Origin of the sequence: Arthrobacter gandavensis (assembly GCF_015355785.1) — a bacterium.
GTDB lineage: Bacteria > Actinomycetota > Actinomycetes > Actinomycetales > Micrococcaceae > Arthrobacter_B > Arthrobacter_B gandavensis_A.
Genome location: NZ_JADKYW010000005.1, coordinates 762,309 through 786,619 on the forward strand (window position 1 = coordinate 762,309; position 24,311 = coordinate 786,619).

Consider the following 24,311-nt stretch of genomic DNA (forward strand, 5'->3'; position numbering starts at 1 on the left):
CTACACGTCCGCCGTGCGTCCGGAGGCGAAGGCCGAAAGCACACCGGTCTTTGCCAGCGCCCGCACCGCCAGCCAGGACAGCAGTCCGGCGAGAATCAGTCCGGACACCATCGCGAAGACGGTGTACAGCGCCTGCCACTGGAAGGCCCATTCCGGCATGTACAGGATGGATTCACTCACCCCCAGGAAGAGTCCGGAGCCGAGACCCGCCAGCAGCGCCACGGGCAGGGTGAACTTCCGGTACAGGAAGAGCAGGAACACCAGTTCGGCGCCCAGGCCCTGGATTGCACCGGAGAGCAGCACGGAAAGGCCGAACTGGGTTCCCAGCACGCCGGAAACGGCAGAGGCAAGGACTTCACAGTAAAGCGCGGCTCCGGGTTTGCGGATGATCAAAGCGCCCAGGACGCCGGCAATCAGCCAGCCGCCGGTGTAGAGGCCCGCCAGGGGCGGGAAGGCAACGAAGGCTGCGGCGACTCCGCCGTAAGCCAGGGACCAGGCCCAGAAAACCACCCCGGTGGCTACGGCCAGGACGGAGGCGACGACGATGTCCACCACCCGCCAGGATGAGCGGACGGGCCGGATGGATTGGGTTTCCTGCATGAAATGTTCCTCCTGGATTCAGGAGGGGAGGGAAAACCGCCGGCGGCGGTGCACCCCTGAGATCTCGACTCCCTTCGCCGGTACTAACCGGAGCAGGTTCGAGGGTCTGCGGCTTGGTCCGCACTCTCAGCGCCCGAAAACCGGCGTCCGGATTGCCTCCGGAGCCGGGAAGCGGCGCTCCCCTGTCGTGTGTATGCGTGGTCCACTGTACACGCAGTGCCGCGTGGAATCCGGGCGCGGCAGGTAGCGTAGGGGGAAACACCATCGCACAAGACCAAGGAGCACTAATGAACCTGATCCTGAAACTGCTGGGTACCGGTGTCAGTGTGGGCGCCGGACTGGCCTCGGCAAAGATCCTGGACTTCGTCTGGACCAAGGCCACGGGCAATGAGCCTCCCAAGGACAAGGACGGCGCGCTTGAAGCGAGCCTTCGTTCGGCGGTCGTCTTCGCGCTGGTTTCCGGCGCGGTCAGCCAGGTTATCCGGGTGCTTACCAACCGCGGTACGCAGCGCGCGATCGCCCGTTACAGCCGCACCCCCGAGGTCGTCTAGCTCCCCCCTTCATCGAGATGACAGAAACTGCCCGTATGAGCGTTCATACGGGCAGTTTCTGTCATCTCGATGTGTCGTCGGGGTCAGCCTTCGCGGCTGCGTCCGGGCGGCAGCTTGTCCGCTTCAGCCCGTGTCCGCGCCAGTTCCTCGTCGCTGAGGTCGCCGGTGTAGTAGGTCCCGTCCGGTTCGTGGCCGGGATCGTCATCCACCAGCGGATCTGCAGCTGAGTCCGCGGCGGCCTTTTCCTCCCTGGCCTCGAACATCAGCTGCTGTGCGCGCTCAACGACGTCGTCCAGCTCGTCAATGGTTAGCAGCTCGGGACGCAGGTGCTTGGTACGGTACCCGGCGCGGCCCACCATGTGGGCGGACACCGGCGCAGTGAGCAGCATGAAGATCCAGCACAGCGCCAGGACCGGGAGCAGGACCCAGCTGCGGAATTCAACCGCCATGGCCAGCAGGAAGAGCAGCAGGCCAAGCACCTGCGGCTTGGACGCGGCGTGCATCCGGCTCATCAGGTCAGGGAAGCGGGCCAGGCCGATCGCCGCGGCAAGGGACATGGTGGCACCGCCCAGCAGCAGGGCCGCCACAATAACGTCAATCGCGGTTTCGTTCATGGCTACCTCCGGTCCGTTACGAAGCGGGCAACCGTCACGGAGCCGATGAAGCCGATCAGCGAAATCGCAATCAGCAGGGCCAGGTAGTCCAGGTTCCGGTTCACGACCATGTCCACCACCAGGGCGCCGCCCACAATCGCCAGCAGGACGTCTGCGGCAAGCACGCGGTCAAGGATGGATGGTCCCCGTACTATGCGGAAGATGGCACCGGCCGCAGAAACGGCCAGCATGATGGCCACGATGATGATGGCAACAGTCATCGGCTGACCTCCCCTTCGCGCAGTTCCTTCAGGTCTTTCTGCTCCGCCCGGACAAGCGCCAGCTCTTCCTTGGTGCCCATCATGCGGATCAGCCATGACTCTGTGGCACGCACGTCGTCACGGACCTTCTCGGCAGCCTTCTGGGTGTCCACGCCCAGGCAGTGCAGGTACAGCGTGGACGTTGACCGGTCTACCTCCACCACCAGTGAACCGGGAATCAGGGAAAGTGCGTGGCCGGTGGCTGTAACAAGCAGGTCCGAGTGGCTGCGCAGCTTCACCGCAACTACAGCATTCTTGATCCGCGGCCCCTGGACGACGGCGAGCCACAGCACGTGGACGCTGGCAATCACCAGTTTCCAGAGGAACCGCACGCTGAAGCCCGCGGCGTAGAAGACGTTGAAACGGCCGGACAGGTCAACCGGCGGCAGGTAGAAAATGTTCGTGACAACAAACGCGATGATGGCGCCGAACACCAGGTTGCCCGGGCTGAAGTCCTGCCAGAGCGCACCCCAGAGCAGCACCAGCCAGATGATCAGCGGCAGTTCCTTGAGCAGGGGAATCCGCGGGTGGTTGCGCATGCGCGCTTTCTTCGTCACGGTGCGCTCCCTTCACCGAGCACTGCCTCGATGTAGGGCGTGCGGTCCAGCAGGTCCTGTGCGGCGTTGTCGCTCAGTGAAAACAGCGGCCCGGCCAGGATGGTAAGGGAGACTCCCAGGGCGACCAGCCCCACCGTGGGGTACACCATGGTCTTCGGCAGCAGGTCCACGGTCGAGCGGCCGCCAAAGCGTCCGCTGCTGTGCCCGCTCACGTTGCCGGAGTCCCGGACGGTGCTGCCGTCCGTAGTGGTGGCTAGGAGGATCGGGTCCGGGTGGACTGCGTCCTCCGGGGTGCGCCAGAACGCGCGGTTCCAGACCCGCGCCATCACCAGCAGGGTCAGCAGCGAGGTCAGGACGGACGCGGCCACCAGGACGTAGGCCAGCGGCGTACCCAGCTCCACGCCGGCCTGCATCAGGCCAAGCTTGCCCAGGAACCCGGAGAACGGCGGGATACCGGCAAGGTTGATTGCCGGTATGAAGTACAGGACTGCCAGCAGCGGAGACAACCGTGCCAGTCCGCCCAGGCGGTCCATGTTGGCTGTCCCGCCGCGCCGCTCGATCAGGCCCGTCACTAGGAAGAGGCTGGTCTGGACGGTGATGTGGTGGACCACGTAGAACACCGCCGCGCCGATGCCCACGATTGAAGCGACCGCCAGCCCAAACACCATGTAGCCGATGTGGCTCACCAGCGTGAAGGACAGCATTCGCTTGATGTCCGTCTGCGCCAGTGCACCCAGTATGCCCACGAGCATGGTCAGACCGGCGACAACCATCAGCAGCGTATTGATCCGGTCTCCCGGGAACAGGAGCGTCTCTGTCCGGACCATGGCGTAGACGCCCACCTTGGTCAGCAGGCCGGCGAACACCGCGGTAACGGGAGCCGGGGCCGTGGGGTAGGAGTCCGGCAGCCAGAAGGAGAGCGGGAACACGGCGGCCTTGATGCCGAACGCGACCAGGAGCATCAGGTGCAGCATCATCTGCGTTCCGGGGTCCAGTTCACCGAGCTTGATCGCAAGGTCCGCCATATTCACCGTTCCCGTTGCGGCGTAGATCATGCCGATGGCGGTGAGGAACAGGACGGAGGAAATGACGCTGACGACGACGTAGGTCACGCCGGCGCGGATGCGCGGCGTAGTGCCGCCAAGGGTCATCAGCACGTAGCTGGCGGTCAGCAGGATTTCGAAGCCGACGTAGAGGTTGAAGAGGTCTCCGGCCAGGAAGGCGTTGGAAACGCCGGCCACGAGGATGAGGTAGGTCGGATGGAAGATTGAAATCGGACCGTCTTCATCGCCGTCTGCCATGCCCTGGCCGGCTGCGTAGATCAGCACCGCGAGGCTGATGGCTGAGGAGACCACCAGCATCAGGGCGGAGAACTGGTCCACCACCATGGTGATGCCGAACGGCGGCATCCAGCCGCCCAGGTTGACTGCCTGGGCTCCGGTCTCCCAGACCGCTGCCAGCAGGAAGCACTCGAGCACCAGGGTCAGGGTGAGCACGCTGATCGACACGATGCGCTGGGAACGCTGGTGCCGGATGAGCAGGAAGGCCAGCGCCGCGCCGAGGAACGGCAGGACGACGGCGAGGGGGGCAAAACTGGAAGCGTTCATTGTTTTGCCTCTCCTGTGGATCCGGTGCCCGCGCCGCGCTGCGAACCGGGTGCTTCTTCGGCTTCCTCAGCCGGCGTGAACTCGGTCGTGTCCTCGGGGACATCGGCGTCGTCTTCCGCGTCGTAGCTGCTCTGGCTGGCCACGCGGCGGTCTTCGATGTCGTCCTGGACCTCGTCCTGGCGCCCCAGCACCCAGGACCGGTAAATGATGCCCAGCATGAAGGCGGTTACGGAGAAGGAGATGACGATCGAGGTGAGGATAAACGCCTGCGGGAGCGGGTCGTTGTAGTCTTCCGGCGGTATCTCGGAGCCGAACAGCGGAGCCAGCCCTGCGAACCCTCCGGTGGTCAGCAGCAGCAGGTTGGTGGCGTTGGCCATCATAGCCAGGCCCAGCACCACACGGGTGAGGCTGCGTTCCAGAACCAGGTAGATCCCGGCCGCATAGAGGGCGCCCATGATGAGCAGCAGCGTGATGTTGACGCTCATCGGGACACTCCTTCCGTTTCAAGCATTTCGGGTTCGGGTTCCACCAGGTCCTCGTCGTCGTCAGTGTCTGACCCGCCCTCGGAGCGTTCGTCAATCTCCGAGCCGAGGCTGCGCAGGACGTCCAGCACCAGGCCAACCACCACCAGGTACACGCCGATGTCGAAGATGGTGGACGTGACGAACTTGATGTCGCCGAAGACCGGCCAGGTCAACTCGATGATGGCGCTCTGCAGCACCTGCCCGCCGAAGAACAGCGGCGCGGCTGCGGAGAGTGCTGCCAGGCCCAGGCCGCCACCCAGCAGGGTTCCGGCGCTGACCGGGGTGGCCTCGGCGAGTTCGAAACGTCCGCCTGCAAGGTAGCGGATGGTCAGCGCCAGGCCTGCCATCAGACCGCCGGCGAACCCGCCGCCCGGGGTGTTGTGGCCGGCGAGGAGCAGGTAGATGGAGAAGATGATTACCGAGTGGAACAGCAGCCGGGTAACCACTTCGAAGATGATGGACCGGCGTTCCGGGGCCAGCGTACGGCCAGCTACCAGCCACGCCTCGCGGGCAACGGAAGAGAACTTCCGGGCCAGTGCCAGGGTGGCTGCTTCCCGCTCGGAGGAAGCGAAGTGTTCACGCCCGCGGTCCACGGACCCGGTGGCCACCTCGTCGGCGCGGCGGCGCTTGTCACCCCGGCCCCGGATGAAGATCAGGGAGGCAACACCGGTGGCCGCCATGGCCAGCACGGACAGCTCACCGAAGGTGTCCCACGCGCGGATGTCCACGAGGGTCACGTTGACGATGTTCAGTCCGCCTCCGCCCTTGTAGGCGAGTTCCGGATAGGACAGCGAAATTGGTTCAGCCACGCGGGACGCCATGGCGGTCATGGCGAAGAACACCATTGCGGCACCGAACGCGATTCCCAGCCCGGCCCGCAGCAGCCGCTGGCCGGTGGGCTCGCGCTTCCAAAGCCGGGCCGGCAGGGAACGCAGCGCCAGGACGAAGGCGACGAGGACAATGGTTTCGACCAGCATCTGGGTCAGTGCCAGGTCAGGAGCACCCTGCAGGGCGAAGATCAGGGCGAGGCCGTAGCCGCTGACACTGACCATGAGCACGGCCAGGAACCGCTTGTTGGCGCGGGCCGCGCCGACGGCGCCGATCACCATCGCTGCGCCGATCACGGCCTGCAGCGGTGAATCGAACCAGTGGAACTGCTCAGGCAGCGGCGCTCCGCGGAGCAGGACGACGCTCAGCGGCGTGACGATCGCCATGCTCAGGATGACGAACAGGTAGAAGGTCAGCGAACCGCGCTGCGTACGTCCGGTAACCCACACCGCGACGTCGTCAAGGATGCCGATTAGGCCACGGTAGGAACGTTCCGCGTCGAGCGGGCTGGCCATGCTGGCCTGGATCTTCTCCACCCGGGTGCGCTGGAAGAACAGCAGTGTTCCGGCAGCGATCGTCAGGGCGGTCAGGCCCAGGGCAAGGGTGAAACCGTGCCAGAGCGCCAGGTGCGTGGCCTCGCCTTCAAGGGGGTACAGGTCCGCGTACGGGGCGATGATCGTATCCAGCGGCTTGGGCCAAAGGCCGAAAAAGACCGTGACGGCGGCCAGGATGGCGGGGGGTGCCAGGAACGGCCACGGAATCGCTTTGAACGCCGTCGGCTTGCAGGACTCCTTGGAGGCGAACCCGCCCCACACGAACCGGCAGCTGTACGCGAAGGTCAGGATGGCGCCCGCAACCACGCCAACGAGCAGGACGATCGCCGTGGGCGTGCCCTGTTCCTCGGCGAAGTGGACGTAGGTCTCGTAGACCGATTCCTTGGCCACAAACCCGAGCAGCGGAGGCAGCCCGGCCATGGAGGCAGCCCCGATGGCGGCCACAACGGCCAGGATGGGAGCTGAACGCCCGACGCCGGAGAGCTTGCGGATGTCCCGGGTTCCGGCCTGATGGTCAATGATGCCCACCACCAGGAATAGCGTTGCCTTGAAGAAGCCGTGTGCAAGGAGCAGCCCCATGCCTGCCAGGGCTGCCTCGTGGTTGCCCAGGCCCACCACCAGGGTGAGGAACCCAAGCTGGCTGACGGTGCCGTAGGCGAGCATCAGCTTCAGGTCATGCTGGCGAAGTGCCCGCCAGCCACCCAGCAGCAGGGTGGCCAGCCCCAGCACGGTGACGACGGGGGTCCAGTAGGCGGTCTCCCAGAAACCGGGGGCAAGCCGGGCCACCAGGTAGATGCCTGCCTTGACCATTGCTGCGGCGTGCAGGTAGGCACTGACCGGGGTGGGCGCAGCCATCGCCGCGGGGAGCCAGAAGTGGAAGGGGAACAGCGCAGACTTGGACACCGCACCGAGCAGCAGCAGCACCACCGCGACATCGACGATGACGCCGCTGGCTGCAAGCTCCGGCGCCATGGCCATGATCTCGGAGATTCGGTAGGTTCCGGCTGCCGAGCCGAGCATGATCATGCCCACCAGCATTGCCAGGCCGCCGAAAGTGGTCACGATCAGCGCCTGCAGTGCTGCGCGGCGGGCCGAAAGGCGGTGCGCTGCGTAACCGATCAGCAGGTAGGACAGGATTGTTGTCAGTTCCCAGAAGATGAACAGCAGGATCAGGTCATCCGCCGTCACCAAACCGAACATTGCCGCCGCGAAGGCCAGCAGCTGTGCACCGAAACTGCCCATCTTGGGATCTTCAGGGCGGAAGTAGCGGGCGCAGTAGAACAGGACCAGTGAGCCGACGCCCAGGATGAGGATCGCCAGGACTGCGGAGAGCGCGTCCATGCGGAACGCCAGTTCAACGCGCAGGTCCGGGATCCAGTTGAGGATGACCGACGGCGGCGCATTGGGAGCACCGGAGGCGAGGGACTGGTCCGAGTCGATGTACCGGGGGTACGTGGCCATGAGCCACATGAACGCTCCGGCGGGAACCGCAGCCAGCAGGTAAAAGGCAGACCTGCCCATTCGGCGGAAGAATAAGGGCGCCACGAGTGCCACCGCAAATAGAACGGTGAGCACAAACAGCACGTAGATCTCCCGGGTTCTCTAATGGGCCTTACAGGTCAGAACACAGCTTTAGTTATCAACGTCGGGTCAAGGGCTTTGTTTATTCTACCGGAGGCATACGCACCGGTCATATTCAGCCCAAGAACACAGAGGACCGCGTCCGTTCACCTCTCATCCGCGTTTGCCCGTTAGCATCTGGAACATGGCTTCGATGACGCACGCAACCCCCGGGCACCCAGGCGCCCCCGCACAGGCGCGCCGGCGGGAGGTCTGGGCGTGGGCCTCCTGGGACTGGGGATCGGCTGCCTTCAACGCCGTCATGACCACGTTCGTGTTCACCGTCTACCTCACCTCGGATTCATTTGGTGGCGAAGATCACGCATCAGCCGTCCTCGGGGCAGGTCTGGCCGTGGCCGGTGTCCTGGTGGCGGTGCTCGCTCCCGTAGCGGGGCAGCGTTCCGATGCCGGCGGGCGGCGGAAGCTCTGGCTGGGCGTCAACACAGTGGCCGTGTGTATTGCCACCGGCCTGTGTTTCTTCGTCTATCCGAGCGAGAATTTCCTGCTGCTCGGCGTCGCGCTGATCGCCCTGGCGAACGTGTTCTTCGAATTCGCCAACGTCAACTACTTCGCCATGCTCAAGCAGGTTTCGACGCCGTCAACCATCGGCAAGGTCAGCGGGTTCGGCTGGGCCATGGGCTACGTGGGCGGAATCGCGGCCCTGGCGCTGGTTCTCGTGGGATTCATCAATCCGGACGTCGGCTGGTTTGGCGTCACGTCCGAGGACGGCCAGAACATCCGGGCGGTAGCGCTCTTCTCCGCCGTATGGTTCCTGATCTTTTCACTGCCCATCTTCTTCACGGTTCCAGAGGTTCCGCGGACCCGCGCGGCGAAGATCGGCTTCATCGCGTCCTACGGCCTGCTGTTCCGCCGCATCAGGGCCATCTACAGAACCAGCCCGCACACGATCTATTTCCTGCTGGCCAGCGCCGTGTTCCGGGACGGCCTCGCCGCCGTGTTCACCTTCGGCGGGGTCATCGCAGCCGGGACGTTCGGCTGGGAGCTGTCCCAGGTGATCATGTTCGCCATCTTCGGAAACATTGTGGCAGCGGCAGGCTCCTTTGCCGGTGGTTTCCTCGATGACCGGATCGGCCCCAAACCCGTGATCGTTGGAGCCCTGACCGGCCTGCTGCTGGCCGGCTCCACCATTGCCCTCCTCGGCGCCGGAGACGTAAGCCTCTTTGGGCTCGAGTGGACCGGGGACACCACGTTCTGGATCTTCGGCCTGTTGCTGTGCCTCTTCGTGGGGCCAGCCCAATCCGCCTCGCGCGCCTTCCTGGCAAGGCTCGCCCCGGACGGAGAGGAGTCGGAGCTGTTTGGGCTCTATGCCACCACGGGCCGCGCGGTCAGTTTCCTGGCCCCTTCGCTGTTCGCCGCTTTCATCGCCGTCTTCGGGGCGCAGCGCTACGGCATCATCGGGATCCTGCTCGTCCTGCTGCTGGGGCTGCTGGCGCTGCTGCCCGTGCGGGCCCCGGGGCAAACACCCAAGGCCGTGGTCCCGGAGGTCTAGCGGTTATTCGAGCTGGGCCACCCACTGACGGACGACGTCGGTGAAGTCACCCATCGCTGCTTCGGCAGCCGCCCGGTTGGAGAGAGTTATTACTCCCCTGTTCCGACCGGCCATCCGGAGCATCTTGCGCGGATCGGTAACGGTGATTTCACGGTGGTCGGGCTTCGGCCGGGCACCGGTGTGAAGGACAACCTGGATGTTCTCCGGGCGCCTGAGGCTGAAGGTCGCAAAGTCATCATGCAGGGCGAAGTTCGGAGCGCCCCACTTGATGTTCTCGTGAATCCGGGGATCCACGGAGAGTATGGCCGCACGAAGGTGACGCACCACGGAGGACATCGGGTGATCCAGGGCTGCCAGGTAATCCGTTAGCTCTTCTGGTTCTGCAGGTTCCATGCGCACAATCTTTCACCGTGCCGTGCCGGTGTCCACAGTGCGGGAGCTCCCGCAGCCTTCCCGCCCCTAGATGCTGGTGCGGTGGAAGTTCTGGTAGCTGCGCGACGCCGTCGGGCCCCGCTGGCCCTGGTAACGGTTACCGTACGCACCGGAGCCGTAGGCGTGCTCAGCCGGGGAGGAGAGGCGGAAGAAGCACAGCTGGCCAATCTTCGAGCCCGGCCACAGTTTGATGGGGAGGGTGGCCATGTTGGAGAGCTCGAGGGTTACGTGGCCGGAGAAGCCGGGGTCGATGAACCCTGCGGTCGAGTGGGTCAGCAGCCCGAGCCGGCCCAGCGAGGATTTACCCTCAAGCCGGGCGGCGACGTCATCGGGAAGGGTGACCTGCTCATACGTCGAACCAAGGACGAACTCACCCGGGTGCAGGATGAAGGGCTCGTCCGGAGCCACCTCCACCAGCCTGGTGAGGTCCGGCTGGTCCAGGGACGGGTCGATGTGAGCGTACTTGTGGTTGTCGAAAAGGCGGAAGTAGCGGTCGATCCGCACGTCAACGCTGGAGGGCTGGACCATTGCCGGGTCATAGGGATCAAGGACGATCCGCTCGTCGGCAATTTCGGCTCGAATGTCGCGGTCAGATATCAGCACCTTCTAAAAATAGCGCATCCTCAAGTCTGCTTAATTTCGGTGCGGACGGCATAGAGCTCGGGGAAAAACGTCAGGTCAAGTGCACTGCGCAGGAAGTGGGCGCCGGAGGATCCCCCGGTGCCCCGCTTCATGCCGATGGTGCGCTGCACGGTAAGCAGGTGGCGGAAGCGCCACAGCTGAAAATTGTCCTCCAGGTCCACGAGCTCTTCGCAGGCCTCATAGATGTCCCAGTTCTCCGCGGGGTTCTCATACACGCTGCGAAATATGTCCATCAGGGATGCGTCGAAGACGTGCGCCTGTGTGACGTCCCGTTCCAGCAGGCTCTGCGGCACGGGATAGCCGCGCCGGGCCAGAGCCGCAATGAATTCGTCGTACACGCTGGTTTCCGAGAGCAGCTCCGCGAGCAGTTCCTGCGCCTGCGGGTCCGAACGGAAAACCTCCAGCATGGCCGCGTTCTTGTTGCCCAGCAGGAACTCCACGGCACGGTACTGGTAGGACTGGAAACCTGAGGAAGCGCCAAGTTCGCCCCGGAACCCGGCGTACTCCGACGGCGTCAGCGTTGCCAGCACGGACCACTGTTCGGTCAGCGAGCGCTGGATGTGCTTAATGCGGGCGATGCCTTTCATGGCCGAGCGGAGGTCATCAGCCATCAGCCGCGACCGCACGCCCCTGAGCTCATGCAGCACCAGCTTCAGCCACAGCTCTGAGGTCTGGTGCTGGATGATGAAGAGCATCTCGTCATGGTGGCTGCTGACCGGATGCTGTGCGGAGAGCAGCTCGTCGAGTCCCAGATAAGACCCGTAGCTCATTTTCCGGCTGAAATCCCGCTCGATTTCCGGTTCCAGGTCCCTTGTATTCCGGTCTACGCTCATCGCTGCTCCATAGGTAGCTGGTTGGCGGGCCCACGCCCTGAGTACTGCGGTGCTGGGATTCACGGTAACCGCAGCTCCCTGCCTGCAGCTTCTGCGCCACGGCAGGGCTGTGGAAGACTGGCGGTTTATGCATCCGACCCTCCAGAGGAGGTCCCCTTGGACAACGGCACCGAGAACAGCAACGCCGGCATGGACGGCACCGCGCAGGAAACCGGCACCGGAGCAGATTCCCGGCCCAGCGCTCCCGAGCCCGCCACGGCACTGGAAGAAGCCATCGTCTCCGGACAGTCCGGCGCGATCAGCAACCATGACGTCATCACGGCCATCTGGAACTCCGAACTGCTCAGCGTCGGCCGGCTGACTGTCGAGGATGACCCGGCAAGTTTCCAGGCGCTGGTCCTGAAGTCCCCCGAGGGCGCCGCCCCCGTCGCTGCCACCTTCACCGACGCGCAGCGGATTCCGCAGCGCATCCGGGACACCGCCCCCATCATGGTGAAGGCATCCGGTGAGGCGACGCTGCGCAGCATCGCTCCGGGTTACGGACTGGCCATCAATCCCGGAAATTCCCTGGGACTGGAGCTCGGCCCCGAAGGCGTCCAGGCCGTCGTCGCCGCTTTTGGCGGCGGCCCCGCTGAGGGAACGGATCCGGGCGGAGCCTAGTCCCTGCGGCTGAGCGGGCACCGTTTAGGTAGTCCTTTGGCCAATGCGGCCCGGTTTTGCCCGCCTCGGCCTTGCCGTGTGGGTGGCGGCGTCTACTCTGGGGAAACTCACTACAGATGGAGGGCTGTAAAGTGACCTGTTTCCCAGCATCCGCAACGAAATGCTCGATCGTTCCGCCGTATCTGCTCTCCCGGATAGCGGAACGTCCCGACCGGCTGGCTGCTGCCGCCGAGGCTGCCCGGCGCACGCTTATGGAGTTCACCTCCGTGGCCGAAACCAGGCAGCTCGGCCGTACTGCCAAGGCGCCGTCGCCCGGCACCGCCTTCAGCCCCAAGCTCCGCCGCACTGTCTTCGACGCCATGCAGCGGCAGGAACTGCCCGGCAGGGAGGTACGCCCCGAAGGCTCCGCGCCGAGCGGGGATCCCGCCGTCGATGAGACCTATGACGGCCTGGGAGCCACTTACGCACTGTTTGAGGACGCCTATGGGCGTTCCTCCGTTGACGGTGCGGGCCAGCCGCTCCTGGCGACTGTGCACTACGGCCGCGACTATGACAACGCGTTCTGGGACGGGGCACAGATGGTCCTGGGCGACGGTGACGGCGAGGTCTTCGAAAGGTTCAGCAAATCGCTGACCGTGATCGGCCACGAACTGACCCACGGCGTCATCCAGTACACCGCCAAACTGGTGTACCAGGACCAGGCCGGGGCGCTGAACGAATCGGTAGCGGACGTTTTCGGCAGCCTGGTGGAGCAGAAGCTCCTGGGACAAACCGCCGCCGAAGCGTCGTGGCTGGTCGGCGAGGGCCTGTTCACGCCGGAAGTCAGCGGCTCTGCGCTCCGGTCCCTGGCTGCTCCGGGAACCGCGTACGACGACGACGTGCTGGGTAAGGATCCCCAGCCTGCGGACATGTCCGGTTTTATTGAAACAGCATCGGATAACGGCGGCGTGCACCTGAATTCGGGAATCCCGAACCACGCTTTCTACCTCGCCTCGGTGCGGCTGGGCGGCTATGCCTGGGAACGGGCAGGCCAGGTTTGGTATGACACGATCACGGAGCCCAACTTTCCGGCGGACTGCACGTTTTCAGTCTTCGCTGCGGCGACCATTACGGCGGCTGAAAAGCGCTATGGGGCCGGGAGCGAAGAAAGTTCCGCTGTGCAGGCCGCATGGCAAGAGGTTAATGTCATGGTATGAGACTGGTTGTGGTGCGTACCGGAGGCATGGCTGGAATGCGGCGCACCTGGAGCAGCGAGGTGAGTTCCGAGGAAGCCGAGGAACGCTGGCTTCCCCTGCTCCGGGAGCCGCCGGAAGAATCTGCCGGCGGCCCGGACCGATTCACGTATGAGATCAGCGTGGGCCAGCAGGCCGTCACCATTCCCGAGACATCCCTCAAAGGGCGCTGGCGGGAACTGGTAGAGCGGGCACGGGACGGCGAAGAGGCCCGTCCGGCCTAGGACACCACGTCAGGCCAGCCGAGACGGCTTTATGCTGCTGGTGCCAAAGACATGTAAAGTGGTTTGTTGTGCCGGTGCTTCACCGGCCAGTGCGGGCGTAGCTCAATGGTAGAGCGCTAGCTTCCCAAGCTCGATACGCGGGTTCGATTCCCGTCGCCCGCTCCCATGTGTTGTCTTGCCAGCGACTCCGGCCCGGGCCGGAGTCGCTTTTCTTTGTCCTTCGGGAAGTACCGGGCCGGGCGTAGACTTGAACACGCTATGAACCGCAAAATGTTTAAGTCGAAGATCCACCGTGCCACCGTGACCCATTCCAACCTCCACTACGTAGGCTCCGTGACCGTGGATGTGGACCTGCTTGAAGCAGCGGACATTCTTCCCGGCGAACTGGTTTCGATCGTGGATGTAGACAACGGTTCCCGGCTCGAAACGTACACTATCGCCGGTGAACGCGGTTCCGGTGTCCTCGGCATCAACGGGGCGGCAGCGCACCTGGTCAACATCGGGGACAAGGTCATCCTGATCACCTACGCGGATATGAGTACCGAAGAGGCACGCGCCTACGTTCCCGTGGTGGTCCATGTTGACGGCAGCAACCGCATCATCGAGCTCGGCACCGATCCCGCCGAGGCGATCACCCCCGGCACACAGCGCCCGCCGCTCGCTGCCTCCGTTTCCTGAGCCTCCCGCCTCCCGCCTCCCCGTACCGGCCTACGGGCGCACCACTTGGTTTCCGCGCGCGGAAACGCCTCCCGCGGACTGTTTACCCGCCCCGGACACGGTTGGATAACGGTTCGTTCCCCTGCAACCTGCGCTTTAGCGGGTTTGCCTCCAGAACTGTGGCGCAATGCACCTCGTTGGGCATATGGTCGATCGAAAGGTTGCTGAGCTTCCTTTCGCGGAACATCACTGAAGTCCGTGCCTACGACGAGGTGGAGGCATATACCCATGCCACAAGGTGCAAAACATCACGGCAGACACCGGATGAAAAAGTCTGCAGCTGCGGGGTTCGCCCTCGCCGTCGGCGCCACGCTGCTGGCGGGCTGCAGTTCGGATTCCGGCTCAACGCCTACCCTGACGTGGTACATCAACCCGGACGACGGCGGCCAGGCCGAGCTGGCGAAGCGCTGCACTGACGCTTCGAACGGGGAGTACACCATCGAGACTTCACTCCTTCCCAACGATGCCCCGTCGCAGAGGGAGCAGCTGGCGCGGCGGCTCGCTGCGGGTGACACCAGCATGGACATCATGAGCCTGGATCCGCCCAACGTCCCTGAATACGCGGAACCGGGCTACCTGGCGCCGATCCCCGATGATGTACGCGAGCGCACCACCGCCAACGTCCTGGAAGGCGCCCTTGCCGGCGCTACCTGGAAGGACGAGGTAGTCGCCGTACCGTTCTGGGCCAACACGCAGATTCTCTGGTACCGCAAGTCAGTGGCGGAGGCGGCCGGCCTGGATATGAGCCAGCCCGTCACCTGGGACCAACTGATGGAGGCCGTAGCCAGCCAGGACAAGTACCTCAGCGTCCAGGGCGCCCGGGCCGAGTCAATGACCGTCTGGGTCAACGCGCTGATCGAATCGGCAGGCGGGCAGATCGTGGAGAACCCGGACGCCCCTGCCGACGAGATCCAGCTCGGGATCGATTCCGACGCAGGCAGGAAGGCGGCGGAGATCGTCTCAGCCATCGGCAAGGAGGGCCTCGGCGGTCCGGGCCTTCCAACCCAGACCGAGAACTTCTCCATGATCCAGTTCCAGGGCGACAAGGGCGCCTTCATGGTCAACTACCCCTTCGTCTGGCCGGCGACCAACGCGGCTGTCGAGGAAGGGGCGCTGCCTGCTTCCCTGATCGACGACATTGGGTGGGCCCTCTATCCGCAGGTCAACGAGGGCGAGGAAACCGCTCCCCCGCTGGGCGGCATCGATCTGGGCGTCGGGTCCAAGAGCAAGCACCCGGATCTGGCGTTCAAGGCGATTGAGTGCATCGTCAGCCCGGAAAACCAGGCCTACTACTTTGCCACGAACGGCAATCCGCCCTCCAACCCGGACGCCTACAACGATCCGGAAGTCGTTGACACCTTCCCCATGGCCGGAACTATCCGCGAGTCGCTCGACCTGGCCAAGCCCCGCCCTCAGACTCCCTACTACAACGAAATCTCCACCGGCATCCAGCAGACCTGGACGCCGCCGCAGGACGTCGACCCTGAGACAACTCCTGCAACGAGCCAGGAGTTCATTCTTGCGGTCCTGAAGGGAGAGAGGCTGCTATGAGTACGTCAGTCGAAACACGTGCCGCGGCCAGCGGCAGCCCCAGAGGACGAAGCCCGGGGCTGAGCGACCGGGCCAAGGCTGAACGCCGGCTGGGGTTCTGGCTGGCCGGGCCCGCATTCATCATCATGCTGGCCGTGACGGCTTATCCCATCCTCCTGGCACTGTGGGACTCCCTCTTCAAGTACCGCCTCACGGCGCCGGATGACAGGGAGTTCGTCTTCCTGAGCAACTACGCCACCATCCTCACGGATGAGGTGTTCTGGCGGGACCTGGGTGTCACCCTGCTCATCACCGTGGTCACCGTGATCATCGAGCTGATTCTCGGCTTCGCGCTGGCCATGGTGATGAACAGCGCACTCAAGGCCGTCCGAGGCTGGCTGCGAACCGCCATCCTGGTGCCCTACGGCATCATCACCGTGGTGTCAGCCTTTGCCTGGTTCTACGCCTTCGACATCAACTCCGGGTATGTGAACCACTGGTTCAGCTGGGTCCCGGGGATCAGCACCGACCTGAACTGGTTCGCTGACTTCGGCACCGCCATCACGGTCATCATGGCTTCGGAAATCTGGAAGACGACGCCGTTCATCTCACTGCTGCTGCTGGCCGGTCTGGCGCAGGTTCCCGGCGAGCTGACCGAAGCGGCGGAAGTCGACGGCGCAACCTGGTGGCAGCGGTTCACCCGGGTGATCGTCCCGAATATGAAGGCCGCCATCATGGTGGCAGTCCTGTTCCGCGCACTCGATGCCTTCAGGATCTTCGACAACGTCTACATCATGACCAAGGGTGCGTACGGCACTGAAACACTGTCGCTGCTGGCATACCGCACATCCATTACCCGGCTGGAGATCGGTATGGGTTCCGCGGTGTCCGTCCTGCTGTTCCTCTGCGTGATCCTGATCTGCTTCATTGCGATCAAGCTCTTCAAGGTGGACCTGACCGGCGCACGAGGGGGCAACTAAATGAAATCGTCACCGATACGCACACGCGTCACCTGGACCATCATCTCGATCCTGGTGATCATCTATGCACTGTTCCCCGTCGCTTCCATTTTCGCGACCTCGTTCAAGCTCCCCAGCGACCTGACCTCCGGCACCTTCCTGCCAACCAACTGGTCCACGGTGAACTATGAGCAGATCCTGGTCGGCGACGCCCAGGAGCTGTTCCTCTCCGCGCTGCGGAACTCGGTCGGCATCTCGCTGATCGCCACATTCATCGCCGTCGTACTGGCCACTCTTTGCGCCTACGCGATTGCCCGCCTGGACTTCCCGGGCAAGAAGCTCGTGCTGACCACAGCCCTGGGCGTCTCGATCTTCCCCGTCATCTCGATCGTCACGCCGTTGTTCAATCTCTGGCGGAACATCGGCCTCTACGACACCTGGCCCGGGCTGATCATCCCCTATCTCTCCCTCACCCTGCCCATCTCCATCTGGACCCTGGCAGCGTTCTTCCGCCAGATTCCCTGGGAGCTGGAGCAGGCAGCGCAGGTCGACGGCGCCACCACCTGGCAGGCGTTCCGGAAAGCGATCGTTCCGCTCGCCGCTCCCGGTGTCTTCACCACAGCAATCATCGCGTTCTTCATCGCCTGGAACGACTTCGTGTACGGGATTTCGCTCACTTCTACCTCGGCTGCGCGGCCGGTGCCTGCAGCTCTGGCATTCTTCACCGGCGCTTCCCAGTTCGAAGCGCCAACCGGAGCGATTTCCGCAGCCGCGATCATTGTGACCATCCCGGTCGTTGTGCTTGTACTGCTGTTCCAGCGACAGATCGTTTCCGGACTAACCCAGGGCGCCGTCAAGGGCTAGCCCCCAGACGCAAGGTACTAGAAAAGGAGCCATGAGCATGGCATCTATTACGCTCAACAATCTCGTCAAGAAGTACGGGGACGGCTTTCCGGCTGTCAACGACATCAGCCTGGACATTGCCGACGGTGAGTTCATCATCCTGGTGGGCCCCTCCGGCTGCGGCAAGTCGACCCTGCTTCGGATGATCGTGGGGCTGGAGGACATCACCTCCGGTGACCTGCTGATCAACGGAGAGCGCGTCAATGACAAGGCCCCCCGGGACCGGAACCTGGCCATGGTGTTTCAGAACTATGCCCTGTATCCGCACCTGACGGTGTTCGAGAACATCGCCTTCCCCCTCAGGCTGAACAAGGGGAAATACAACGAGGAGCAGGTCAAGAAGCTGGTGAATGACGCAGCTGCCACCCTGGAGCTCACCGAGCACCTGGACCGCAAGCCTGCGAACCTCTCCGGCGGGCAGCGGCAGCGTGTGGCCATGGGCCGGGCGATCGTCCGGCAGGCAGACGCATTCCTGTTCGACGAGCCGCTCTCCAACCTGGACGCCAAGCTGCGCGGCCAAATGCGTTCGGAGATCTCGCAGATGCAGCGGCGCCTCGGCGTCACCAGCATCTACGTAACCCACGACCAGACCGAAGCCATGACCCTCGGTGACCGGGTAGCCGTCCTGAAGAAGGGCATCCTCCAGCAGGTGGCCTCCCCCCGGGAGCTTTACGAGCAGCCGGTCAACCTGTTCGTCGCCGGCTTTATCGGATCTCCGTCGATGAACTTCCTCCCAGCCACCATCAAGGAAGGCAACGTCCTGGAGACTGCCGTAGGGGACATTCGAATTCCGGAGGACAAAGCAGCCAAGGCCGCCGGCAAGAAGGTGGTGCTGGTGGGTATCCGGCCGGAGTTCTTCGAGGACGCGTCCCTCGTCGAAGGGGACAAAAAAGCCAACGGGTCCACCTTCACCGCCCAGATCACCCATACCGAGTGGCTGGGCAATGAGCAGTACGGCTACATCCACTTCGACCCCACGCCGGAAGTCCGTGAGCTGCTGGACAACCTGGCCCGGGACATGGACGCTGACGAACTGCGCCCGCAGATTGTGGTGACGCTCGACGCCGCCAGCCGGGTGCGCGGCGGACGCGAGGCAGAGCTCTGGCTGGACACCCGGAAGATCCACATCTTCGATCCGGAGACCGGTGAGAACCTGACCCGGGACCCGGAAGCCGGAGCGGAGCTGACGGAGGAAGCCAACGAGCGGCGGGCTGAAGAGATCGCCATGGCACGCGAGGAAGTGAAGGAAGCGGCGGCCAGCGCCGCCGACTCCTAGCCGCCCGCAGCTGGCCGGAGAACCCTCCCTCTGCGGGACCTTCGGTCAGCTGCGCACGGAAACGGCAGGTAACGTAAGAGCGTGCAGGCATCATCACCGGTAATTAAGGCAGTCACCATCTGGCTCACTGCCCTCATGCTCTCCATTGCGGCCGCCGTCGTCGTGGTCTGGCTCGTGAACGCCAAAGTCTACGGCCCGGCCAAGCAGGTGGAGGACTATTTCCAGGCGCTCCAGGACGGCAACGGCGCCCTGGCCCTGGGCATCCTCAACGCTGAGGTGCCCCAGGCCAACGCGGCCCTGCTGGACTCGGACGCGCTGCGTGCTTCCACTGAAGGCCTTGAGGTGCTCGGCATGGAGGAGGTCTCCACCTCCGCGGACGGGCGAACCGACGTTGTGGTCAGCTACCGGCTGGACGGCACTGAACAGCAGTCCACCTTTGAGCTGGAGCAGACCGGCACCCGGTGGATGTTCTTCGACGAATGGTCATTCCGGCCCCAGGGCCTGCCCACTGTGCGCATCAACGCGCCCAACCAGAACGAGGCAGAGCTCAACGGGACCCGTGTCCTGCTGCCCGAAGGCAGCAACACCTTCGCCGCGTTCTATCCCTCCCGGGTAGCGGCCTCATACACCAGCGGATACTTCGAGGCACCGGAGCAGTCGGCGGTCCTGGCAGGGCCGGGTGACTCGCAGGACCTGACGCTGCGCAGCCAGGCCACCGAGGAACTGGTCAAGACGGTTGACGCCCGGGTGCGCGAATTCCTGGACAACTGCGCCGGCGAGCAGAACCGCCTGGCACCTCCGGGGTGCCCGTTCTACCACCTCACGGACAACCGTGTTGAGCCGCCGATCACCTGGGAGATCCTCGAATACCCCACGGTGGAGATTTCTCCCGCTGACGGGCACTGGGTACTGGCCCCGCTGCAGGGCCAGGCCCGCGTGAGCGCCACCCAGACCGATCTCTTCTCCGGTGCGCAGAGCCCGCTCGTCGAGGAGAAGGACTTCACCTTCGGTGCCCGGTTATCCGTCACCGACGCCGGGGTATCGCTGACCGCCGTCATCGACTAGGTCCCCCTCAAAATATCGAGATGACAGAAACTACCCGTATCCGGCCGGATACGGGCAGTTTCTGTTATCTCGATGGTGGTTAGTCGAGGCCGCGGAGGTCCAGGGTCAGCTCCGTTTCCCCGCCGGCCTGCATGACCACGGGAATCCCCCAGTCCTGCTGGTACAGGTGGCAGGCGGCGTGGTCCGGGATCTCTCCCCCTGGTTCGCCGTCGCAGGCCGCAGCGCGGGCGGTGATGTGCAGGACTCCCTCGGGAACAGAATCGGAGAGCACCAGGTCACGGACCAGCCCGACGGCAGTTCCGCCGCCGGAAACCAGCAGCTCTTCCGGGGAGGAAGAGATCTTCAGCTGAGTCGGGTCTCCCCAGCGGTCATCAAGCTTCTGCCCCTTGGGTGCAGCGAACCGGACGGTCAGTCCCACGGTTCCCGGCTCCATGGCCGTCTTGGGCCGCTGGGTCTGCCGGGCCCCTTCGTCCACGGACTGCGCTTCCTTGGGGATGGGCAGCCGGACCAGCTGGTGTTTGTTGGCCTCCACGACCACCAGGAGCGGCTCGTCACGCGTCGAGTCCACCAGGACCCCCGAGGGCTCTGCAAGGCCGCGGGTAAGGGTGGAGACGGTCTGCGTCGCCGGATCGTAGCGGCGCACGGCGCCGTTGTAGGTGTCGGCGATCGCCACGGAGCCGTCCGGAAGGACAGCGACTCCCAGCGGGTGCTGCAGGCGTGCCTCGGAAGCGTCGCCGTCGCGGTAGCCGAAATCGAACAGCCCGGCGCCGACGGCGGTGTCCACCCTGACGGCGGGCCTGCCTGCGGCGGAGGTGTCGAAACGCAGCCGACGCAGTGCGGACGTCTCGGAGTCGGCAACCCAGATGCTGCCTTCAGCGTCCTGGGCCAGCCCCGAGGACTGCGCGAACCACGCCGCGTCGCCGTCGCCGTCAAGCAGTCCTTCAAGGCCGGTGCCGGCCAGGATGGACGTCGCGCCGGTGGCGGGATCGAAGGTGAAAATCTGGTGGGTTCCAGCCATGGCGACCACGGCCTGGCCCAGGGCGGTGGACCACAGCACGTCCCATGGTGAGGAGAGGGACGTTCCCAGCGGATCGGTTCCCAGATCCGTGGAGGCCGGCTCGGACTGGTTTTCAGCATCAAGCAGCCGCTGGACGCCGTTGCCGGCCACGGTGGTGACAGCCCCGGTGGCGAGGTTCACGCCCCGCAGGCGGTGGTTGACGGTGTCTGCCACGAGCACGTCGTAGTCCAGGGTCTCCGCAACGGCTGCGGGGAGCACGGCCAGACCCTGCGGTTCGTTGAACCGGGCCGTGCCGGCATCGCCGTCGCGCCAGCCCTTGGTGCCTTCGCCGATGACGCGGCGCACGGTGGACAGGTCCGCTTCCAGCTCCACCAGCCTGTGGTGGCCGGTGTCCGTCACCAGGAACGTTCCCTCCGGCAGCGCTACGGCCTTGCCCGGGAACCGCAGGTCGCCGGAGGTGGCCTCGGCCGGAACGTAGGGACCGTCGCCGCGGTGCAGGGTGCCCTTCGCCTCGTGCTCGGCCACAAGTTCGGAGACCAGTGACTCAAGCCCGGCAGCGTGGCCCTCACCGGAGAGGTGGGCCACGATGTAGCCCTCGGGGTCGATGACCACCAGGGTGGGCCAGGCGCGGGCCGTGTAGGCCTGCCAGGTGGCCAGCTCCGGGTCGTCGAGGACCGGGCGGTGGATTTCATAGCGTTCGACGGCGGCAGCCAGTGCCACCGGATCGGCCTCATGCTCGAACTTGGGTGAGTGGACGCCCACCGTCACCAGGACATCGGAATACTTCTCTTCCAGCGGCCGCAGCTCATCGAGGACGTGGAGGCAATTGATGCAGCAGAAAGTCCAGAAGTCCAGCAGGACGATTTTGCCGCGGAGGTCTTCCAGCCCCAGCTGCTTTCCGCCCGTGTTGAGCCAGTTGCGGCCTTCCAGCTCGGAGGCCCGGACGCGGTATCCGGCGCGCACCGTTTCAGTCATCTGCGTTCTCCTTGGTCTGTCCTTGCATCACGTTCGGCCAGCTGGGCGAACATGTTGTTGTAAGCCGTAAGTTCAGCATCGTTATTCCGTTCGGCCGCACGGTCTTTGCGTTTTGTTTCACGTGCATCCGTCCGGGACCACTGGAGAGCGACTCCGATGGCCACCAGAACCGTGGGAACTTCACCGATTCCCCACATGATCGCTCCGCCAAACTGCTGGTCTTCCAGGGCGCTCACGCCCCAGTCACGGCCCATGTTGCCGAAGTAGGACGCCTGGATCAGTGAGGTCTGGCCCATCACGGCCACCCCGAAGAATGCGTGGAACGCCATCGTGGCCAGCAGGATCACGAGGCGCAGCGGGTAGGGTGCCCGGTTGGGCAGCGGATCGATCCCGATCATGGTCAGGATGAAGATGTAGCCGGTGAGCAGGAAGTGCAGCACCATCAGTTCATGGCCCACGTGCTCGCGCAGCGCAAATCCGAAAAGGTCCGAGTAGTAGAAGATCACAATCGAGCCGGCAAAGTTCACTGCCGCGAAGATCGGGTTCGTGATGATCTTCGAATACCGCGAATGCACCGCGATCAGGATCCATTCGCGCAGGCCGCGGCTGCCGTCCCTGCGCGGGGTCAGTGCCTTGAGTGCCAGGGTTACCGGAGCGCCAAGTACGAGGAACAGCGGCACCACCATGGTCAGCGCCATGTGTCCAAGCATGTGCGTGCTGAAGAGCACCATGCCGTACACGGCCGGTGCGCCGGAGGTGACATAGGTCAGCGCAACCAGGCCAACCAGCCAGCACAGCGTCCGCACCAGTGACCACTTATCTCCCCGGCGGCGCACCTTGATAACACCCAGCACGTACGCAGCACCGATCGTCACGGCGATCGCGACCCACAGCCAGTCGAAGCGCCACTCGGTGAGGAAGCGTTCAGCGGTCAGTTCCGGCGGCAGGTCGTAACCGGTGAGGATGCGCGCCGGGGAGGCGTTCGGCGGCAGCTCCTCCGGCCGCGGCGGGGCCGTCCGGGCCAGGGCCGCGGCGACGCCGGAAATGGCGCCCATGATGAGCAGTTCGACGCCGGCGAGCTGCCACAGCACCCGGCGGGCGCTCATCGAGCGCTGCGTCTGTCCGGACGCAGCCTTGGTTGACCCCGCGGCCTGGGCCGGCAGCTGTGGAATGATCCAGCGCCGGTGCAGGAAACCGAAGACGCCCAGGACCAGCGTGGCCGCCACCTTGAAGAGCACCAGCACGCCCCAGCGTGAATCGAGCTGCTCCAGGGACGTGATCCGGAGTGAGGCATTGACCAGGCCGGAAAGGGAAACCAGGACGAAGCCGAAGCCGGCCAGCGCCGAGAACCGGCGCAGGACCACCCCGGTGATGTCGCCGAGCTGCCTGGCTATGACAACGAGGACGATGAGTCCGCCGATCCACACGCAGACGCCGATGAGGTGCAGCCCGATCGAGTTCACGGCGGCACTGTGGTCGTCACCGCCGGCGGCGTGGCCCACCAGTGCCATGGGCAGCAGTCCACCGGCAGCAAGTATCAGAGTGAGGGCCAGGCCCGTCAGGGAACGGACGCCAAAGGTCAGGGTGGTCACGACGGCGGCGATGATGCTGACTGCCAGCCAGGCGCGGCCGGTCGCGAAGTCAGTCAGGAAGGATGCAAGCCCCTCGGTATAGGACGGGTCCGCGCTCAGCGGCAGTCCGGAGACATCCGAGTAGGTGAAGAGCATGACCGCGATGGCGGACAGCGTCCACAGCGCAGCGGCGCCTGAGGCCAGGTACATGGCCTGGGTAAAGGCGGGATGCTCAGGGCGGGTCTCCCTTTCGCCTTTGCCAAGCCGCGGTCCGGCGTGCTTGGGAAGAATGAAGACGGCGAACACCAGTGCGCCGATTACTGCGGCGACGGCACCGTTCTGCAGCGCCTTGGCGACGGGCAGCCCCCAGCGCGTCAGCGCCCCGGGATCCGAGAGCTGCGACGCTGCGGCCGCACCGGTGAAGAGCAGCGCAACACCCAGGGCCAGGACCATGACACCGGCAGCGGCAGCCAGCCAGCCGTTGCGCGCGGGGTGTCCTGGTTCGGACAGCTGTCCGGCAGCTCGGCCCGGCAGGGCGTTGTGGGGCTTGGCAGAGTTTGGCACGGTATCCATTCTCTACCCCTTGTAAAAATTGGGCCAATTCCGGCCGCTGGTTGGACACCGGCTGCCGGACATCCGGCGCGCAGCGGTCCCGGAACACGAAAGGCCGGCACCATGCGGTACCGGCCTTCCGGGAAAACCGAAAATGCTACTTCTTGGCGACAGCAGCCTTCAGCTTGGAGCCTGCGGTCAGCTTGACGCTGTGGCCGGCCGGGATCTGAATGGTTTCGCCGGTCTGCGGGTTGCGGCCCTGGCGAGCTGCACGGTCGGTGCGCTCAACAGCAAGCCAGCCCGGGATGGTGATCTTCTCGCCGTTGGCAACGGAAGTGGCGAAGATGTCGAAGACAGCATCGAGCACGCCGTTAACGGCGGTCTGGCTGTTGCCGGACTTCTCTGCGACAGCGGCAACAAGTTCACTGCGGTTCATAGCCAATTTATGTCCTCCTGGA

23 protein-coding genes, 1 tRNA gene, 1 pseudogene and 1 riboswitch are annotated in these 24,311 nt (G+C 64.6%); of the genes and pseudogenes, 12 read left to right on the plus strand and 13 right to left on the minus strand.

Annotated elements, in window-relative coordinates:
* Nucleotides 1–600: an ECF transporter S component gene (locus ITX31_RS08655; RefSeq protein ID WP_194782996.1), complete on the minus strand. Its 600-nt coding sequence runs from the start codon at nucleotides 598–600 to the stop codon at nucleotides 1–3.
* 52 nt (nucleotides 601–652) lie between these two features.
* Nucleotides 653–794, minus strand: a riboswitch (TPP riboswitch).
* Between the two features lie 93 nt (nucleotides 795–887).
* On the opposite strand from ITX31_RS08655, the gene ITX31_RS08660 reads away from it, so the two are divergent.
* The gene (locus ITX31_RS08660) at nucleotides 888–1,151 is read left to right on the plus strand and encodes a DUF4235 domain-containing protein (protein WP_194782997.1); all 264 of its coding nucleotides are present in this window, start codon (nucleotides 888–890) and stop codon (nucleotides 1,149–1,151) included.
* Nucleotides 1,152–1,234: 83 nt separating this feature from the next.
* Here ITX31_RS08660 and mnhG read toward each other — a convergent pair whose 3' ends face one another.
* The 6 genes from mnhG to ITX31_RS08690 are packed head-to-tail and all read right to left on the minus strand — an operon-like array spanning nucleotide 1,235 to nucleotide 7,718.
* The gene (gene mnhG, locus ITX31_RS16150; protein ID WP_194782998.1) at nucleotides 1,235–1,765 is read right to left on the minus strand and encodes a monovalent cation/H(+) antiporter subunit G; all 531 of its coding nucleotides are present in this window, start codon (nucleotides 1,763–1,765) and stop codon (nucleotides 1,235–1,237) included.
* Nucleotides 1,766–1,767: 2 nt separating this feature from the next.
* Nucleotides 1,768–2,025 (minus strand): monovalent cation/H+ antiporter complex subunit F, encoded by a 258-nt coding sequence (locus tag ITX31_RS08670; RefSeq protein WP_194782999.1) that lies wholly within the window; start codon nucleotides 2,023–2,025, stop codon nucleotides 1,768–1,770.
* A complete protein-coding gene (locus ITX31_RS08675; RefSeq protein ID WP_194783587.1) occupies nucleotides 2,022–2,603 on the minus strand; it encodes a Na+/H+ antiporter subunit E in 582 nt (193 codons plus the stop codon). The genes ITX31_RS08670 and ITX31_RS08675 overlap by 4 nt, the downstream gene beginning before the upstream one ends.
* 14 nt (nucleotides 2,604–2,617) lie before the next feature.
* On the minus strand, nucleotides 2,618–4,228 hold the full coding sequence (locus ITX31_RS08680; protein ID WP_194783000.1) for a Na+/H+ antiporter subunit D: 1,611 nt from the start codon (nucleotides 4,226–4,228) through the stop codon (nucleotides 2,618–2,620).
* Nucleotides 4,225–4,713, minus strand: coding sequence for a Na(+)/H(+) antiporter subunit C (locus ITX31_RS08685; RefSeq protein WP_194783001.1), 489 nt, complete (start codon nucleotides 4,711–4,713; stop codon nucleotides 4,225–4,227). The genes ITX31_RS08680 and ITX31_RS08685 overlap by 4 nt, the downstream gene beginning before the upstream one ends.
* Nucleotides 4,710–7,718 (minus strand): Na+/H+ antiporter subunit A, encoded by a 3,009-nt coding sequence (locus tag ITX31_RS08690; protein WP_194783002.1) that lies wholly within the window; start codon nucleotides 7,716–7,718, stop codon nucleotides 4,710–4,712. The genes ITX31_RS08685 and ITX31_RS08690 overlap by 4 nt, the downstream gene beginning before the upstream one ends.
* Before the next feature lie 88 nt (nucleotides 7,719–7,806).
* Here ITX31_RS08690 and ITX31_RS08695 point away from each other — a divergent pair.
* A pseudogene (locus ITX31_RS08695) lies at nucleotides 7,807–9,264 on the plus strand (MFS transporter); the annotation flags it as partial.
* Nucleotides 9,265–9,267: 3 nt separating this feature from the next.
* On the opposite strand, the gene ITX31_RS08700 reads toward ITX31_RS08695, so the two are convergent.
* From ITX31_RS08700 to kynA, 3 genes are all read right to left on the minus strand, one after another.
* On the minus strand, nucleotides 9,268–9,657 hold the full coding sequence (locus ITX31_RS08700; protein WP_194783004.1) for a DUF1801 domain-containing protein: 390 nt from the start codon (nucleotides 9,655–9,657) through the stop codon (nucleotides 9,268–9,270).
* 66 nt (nucleotides 9,658–9,723) lie between these two features.
* On the minus strand, nucleotides 9,724–10,299 hold the full coding sequence (dcd, locus tag ITX31_RS08705) for a dCTP deaminase (protein WP_194783005.1): 576 nt from the start codon (nucleotides 10,297–10,299) through the stop codon (nucleotides 9,724–9,726).
* Nucleotides 10,300–10,319: 20 nt separating this feature from the next.
* Nucleotides 10,320–11,171: a tryptophan 2,3-dioxygenase gene (gene kynA / locus ITX31_RS08710; RefSeq protein ID WP_194783006.1), complete on the minus strand. Its 852-nt coding sequence runs from the start codon at nucleotides 11,169–11,171 to the stop codon at nucleotides 10,320–10,322.
* 156 nt (nucleotides 11,172–11,327) lie between these two features.
* Between kynA and ITX31_RS08715 the strand changes: the two genes are divergently transcribed.
* From ITX31_RS08715 to ITX31_RS08760, 10 genes are all read left to right on the plus strand, one after another.
* On the plus strand, nucleotides 11,328–11,831 hold the full coding sequence (locus ITX31_RS08715; protein WP_194783007.1) for an SseB family protein: 504 nt from the start codon (nucleotides 11,328–11,330) through the stop codon (nucleotides 11,829–11,831).
* Nucleotides 11,832–11,962: 131 nt separating this feature from the next.
* A complete protein-coding gene (locus tag ITX31_RS08720) occupies nucleotides 11,963–13,027 on the plus strand; it encodes a M4 family metallopeptidase (RefSeq protein WP_323745622.1) in 1,065 nt (354 codons plus the stop codon).
* Entirely contained in the window at nucleotides 13,024–13,287 is a 264-nt protein-coding gene (locus tag ITX31_RS08725; protein ID WP_194783009.1) for a protealysin inhibitor emfourin, read from the plus strand. Before ITX31_RS08720 ends, ITX31_RS08725 begins: the two co-directional genes overlap by 4 nt.
* A gap of 91 nt (nucleotides 13,288–13,378) precedes the next feature.
* A tRNA-Gly gene (locus ITX31_RS08730) sits at nucleotides 13,379–13,449 on the plus strand.
* A gap of 96 nt (nucleotides 13,450–13,545) precedes the next feature.
* Nucleotides 13,546–13,965 (plus strand): aspartate 1-decarboxylase, encoded by a 420-nt coding sequence (gene panD / locus ITX31_RS08735; protein WP_194783010.1) that lies wholly within the window; start codon nucleotides 13,546–13,548, stop codon nucleotides 13,963–13,965.
* Nucleotides 13,966–14,268: 303 nt separating this feature from the next.
* Complete coding sequence (locus ITX31_RS08740) at nucleotides 14,269–15,555, plus strand: extracellular solute-binding protein (protein WP_194783011.1); 1,287 nt, start codon at nucleotides 14,269–14,271, stop codon at nucleotides 15,553–15,555.
* Nucleotides 15,552–16,514 carry a carbohydrate ABC transporter permease gene (locus tag ITX31_RS08745; RefSeq protein ID WP_194783012.1) on the plus strand — a complete coding sequence of 321 codons (963 nt, stop codon included), beginning with the start codon at nucleotides 15,552–15,554 and terminating at the stop codon, nucleotides 16,512–16,514. The genes ITX31_RS08740 and ITX31_RS08745 overlap by 4 nt, the downstream gene beginning before the upstream one ends.
* Nucleotides 16,515–17,357: a carbohydrate ABC transporter permease gene (locus ITX31_RS08750; protein WP_194783013.1), complete on the plus strand. Its 843-nt coding sequence runs from the start codon at nucleotides 16,515–16,517 to the stop codon at nucleotides 17,355–17,357.
* 37 nt (nucleotides 17,358–17,394) lie between these two features.
* On the plus strand, nucleotides 17,395–18,672 hold the full coding sequence (locus ITX31_RS08755; protein WP_194783588.1) for an ABC transporter ATP-binding protein: 1,278 nt from the start codon (nucleotides 17,395–17,397) through the stop codon (nucleotides 18,670–18,672).
* Nucleotides 18,673–18,753: 81 nt separating this feature from the next.
* Nucleotides 18,754–19,737 (plus strand): hypothetical protein, encoded by a 984-nt coding sequence (locus ITX31_RS08760; protein ID WP_194783014.1) that lies wholly within the window; start codon nucleotides 18,754–18,756, stop codon nucleotides 19,735–19,737.
* A 79-nt stretch (nucleotides 19,738–19,816) separates the two neighbouring features.
* On the opposite strand, the gene ITX31_RS08765 is transcribed toward ITX31_RS08760, so the two are convergent.
* The 3 genes from ITX31_RS08765 to ITX31_RS08775 form a co-directional block, all read right to left on the minus strand.
* Nucleotides 19,817–21,730, minus strand: a complete 1,914-nt coding sequence (locus ITX31_RS08765) for an NHL domain-containing thioredoxin family protein (protein WP_194783015.1) — start codon at nucleotides 21,728–21,730, stop codon at nucleotides 19,817–19,819.
* Nucleotides 21,727–23,874 carry a cytochrome c oxidase assembly protein gene (locus tag ITX31_RS08770; RefSeq protein WP_194783016.1) on the minus strand — a complete coding sequence of 716 codons (2,148 nt, stop codon included), beginning with the start codon at nucleotides 23,872–23,874 and terminating at the stop codon, nucleotides 21,727–21,729. Before ITX31_RS08770 ends, ITX31_RS08765 begins: the two co-directional genes overlap by 4 nt.
* Before the next feature lie 136 nt (nucleotides 23,875–24,010).
* Nucleotides 24,011–24,295: an HU family DNA-binding protein gene (locus tag ITX31_RS08775; protein ID WP_055239039.1), complete on the minus strand. Its 285-nt coding sequence runs from the start codon at nucleotides 24,293–24,295 to the stop codon at nucleotides 24,011–24,013.
* Between the last annotated feature and the right edge of the window lie 16 nt (nucleotides 24,296–24,311).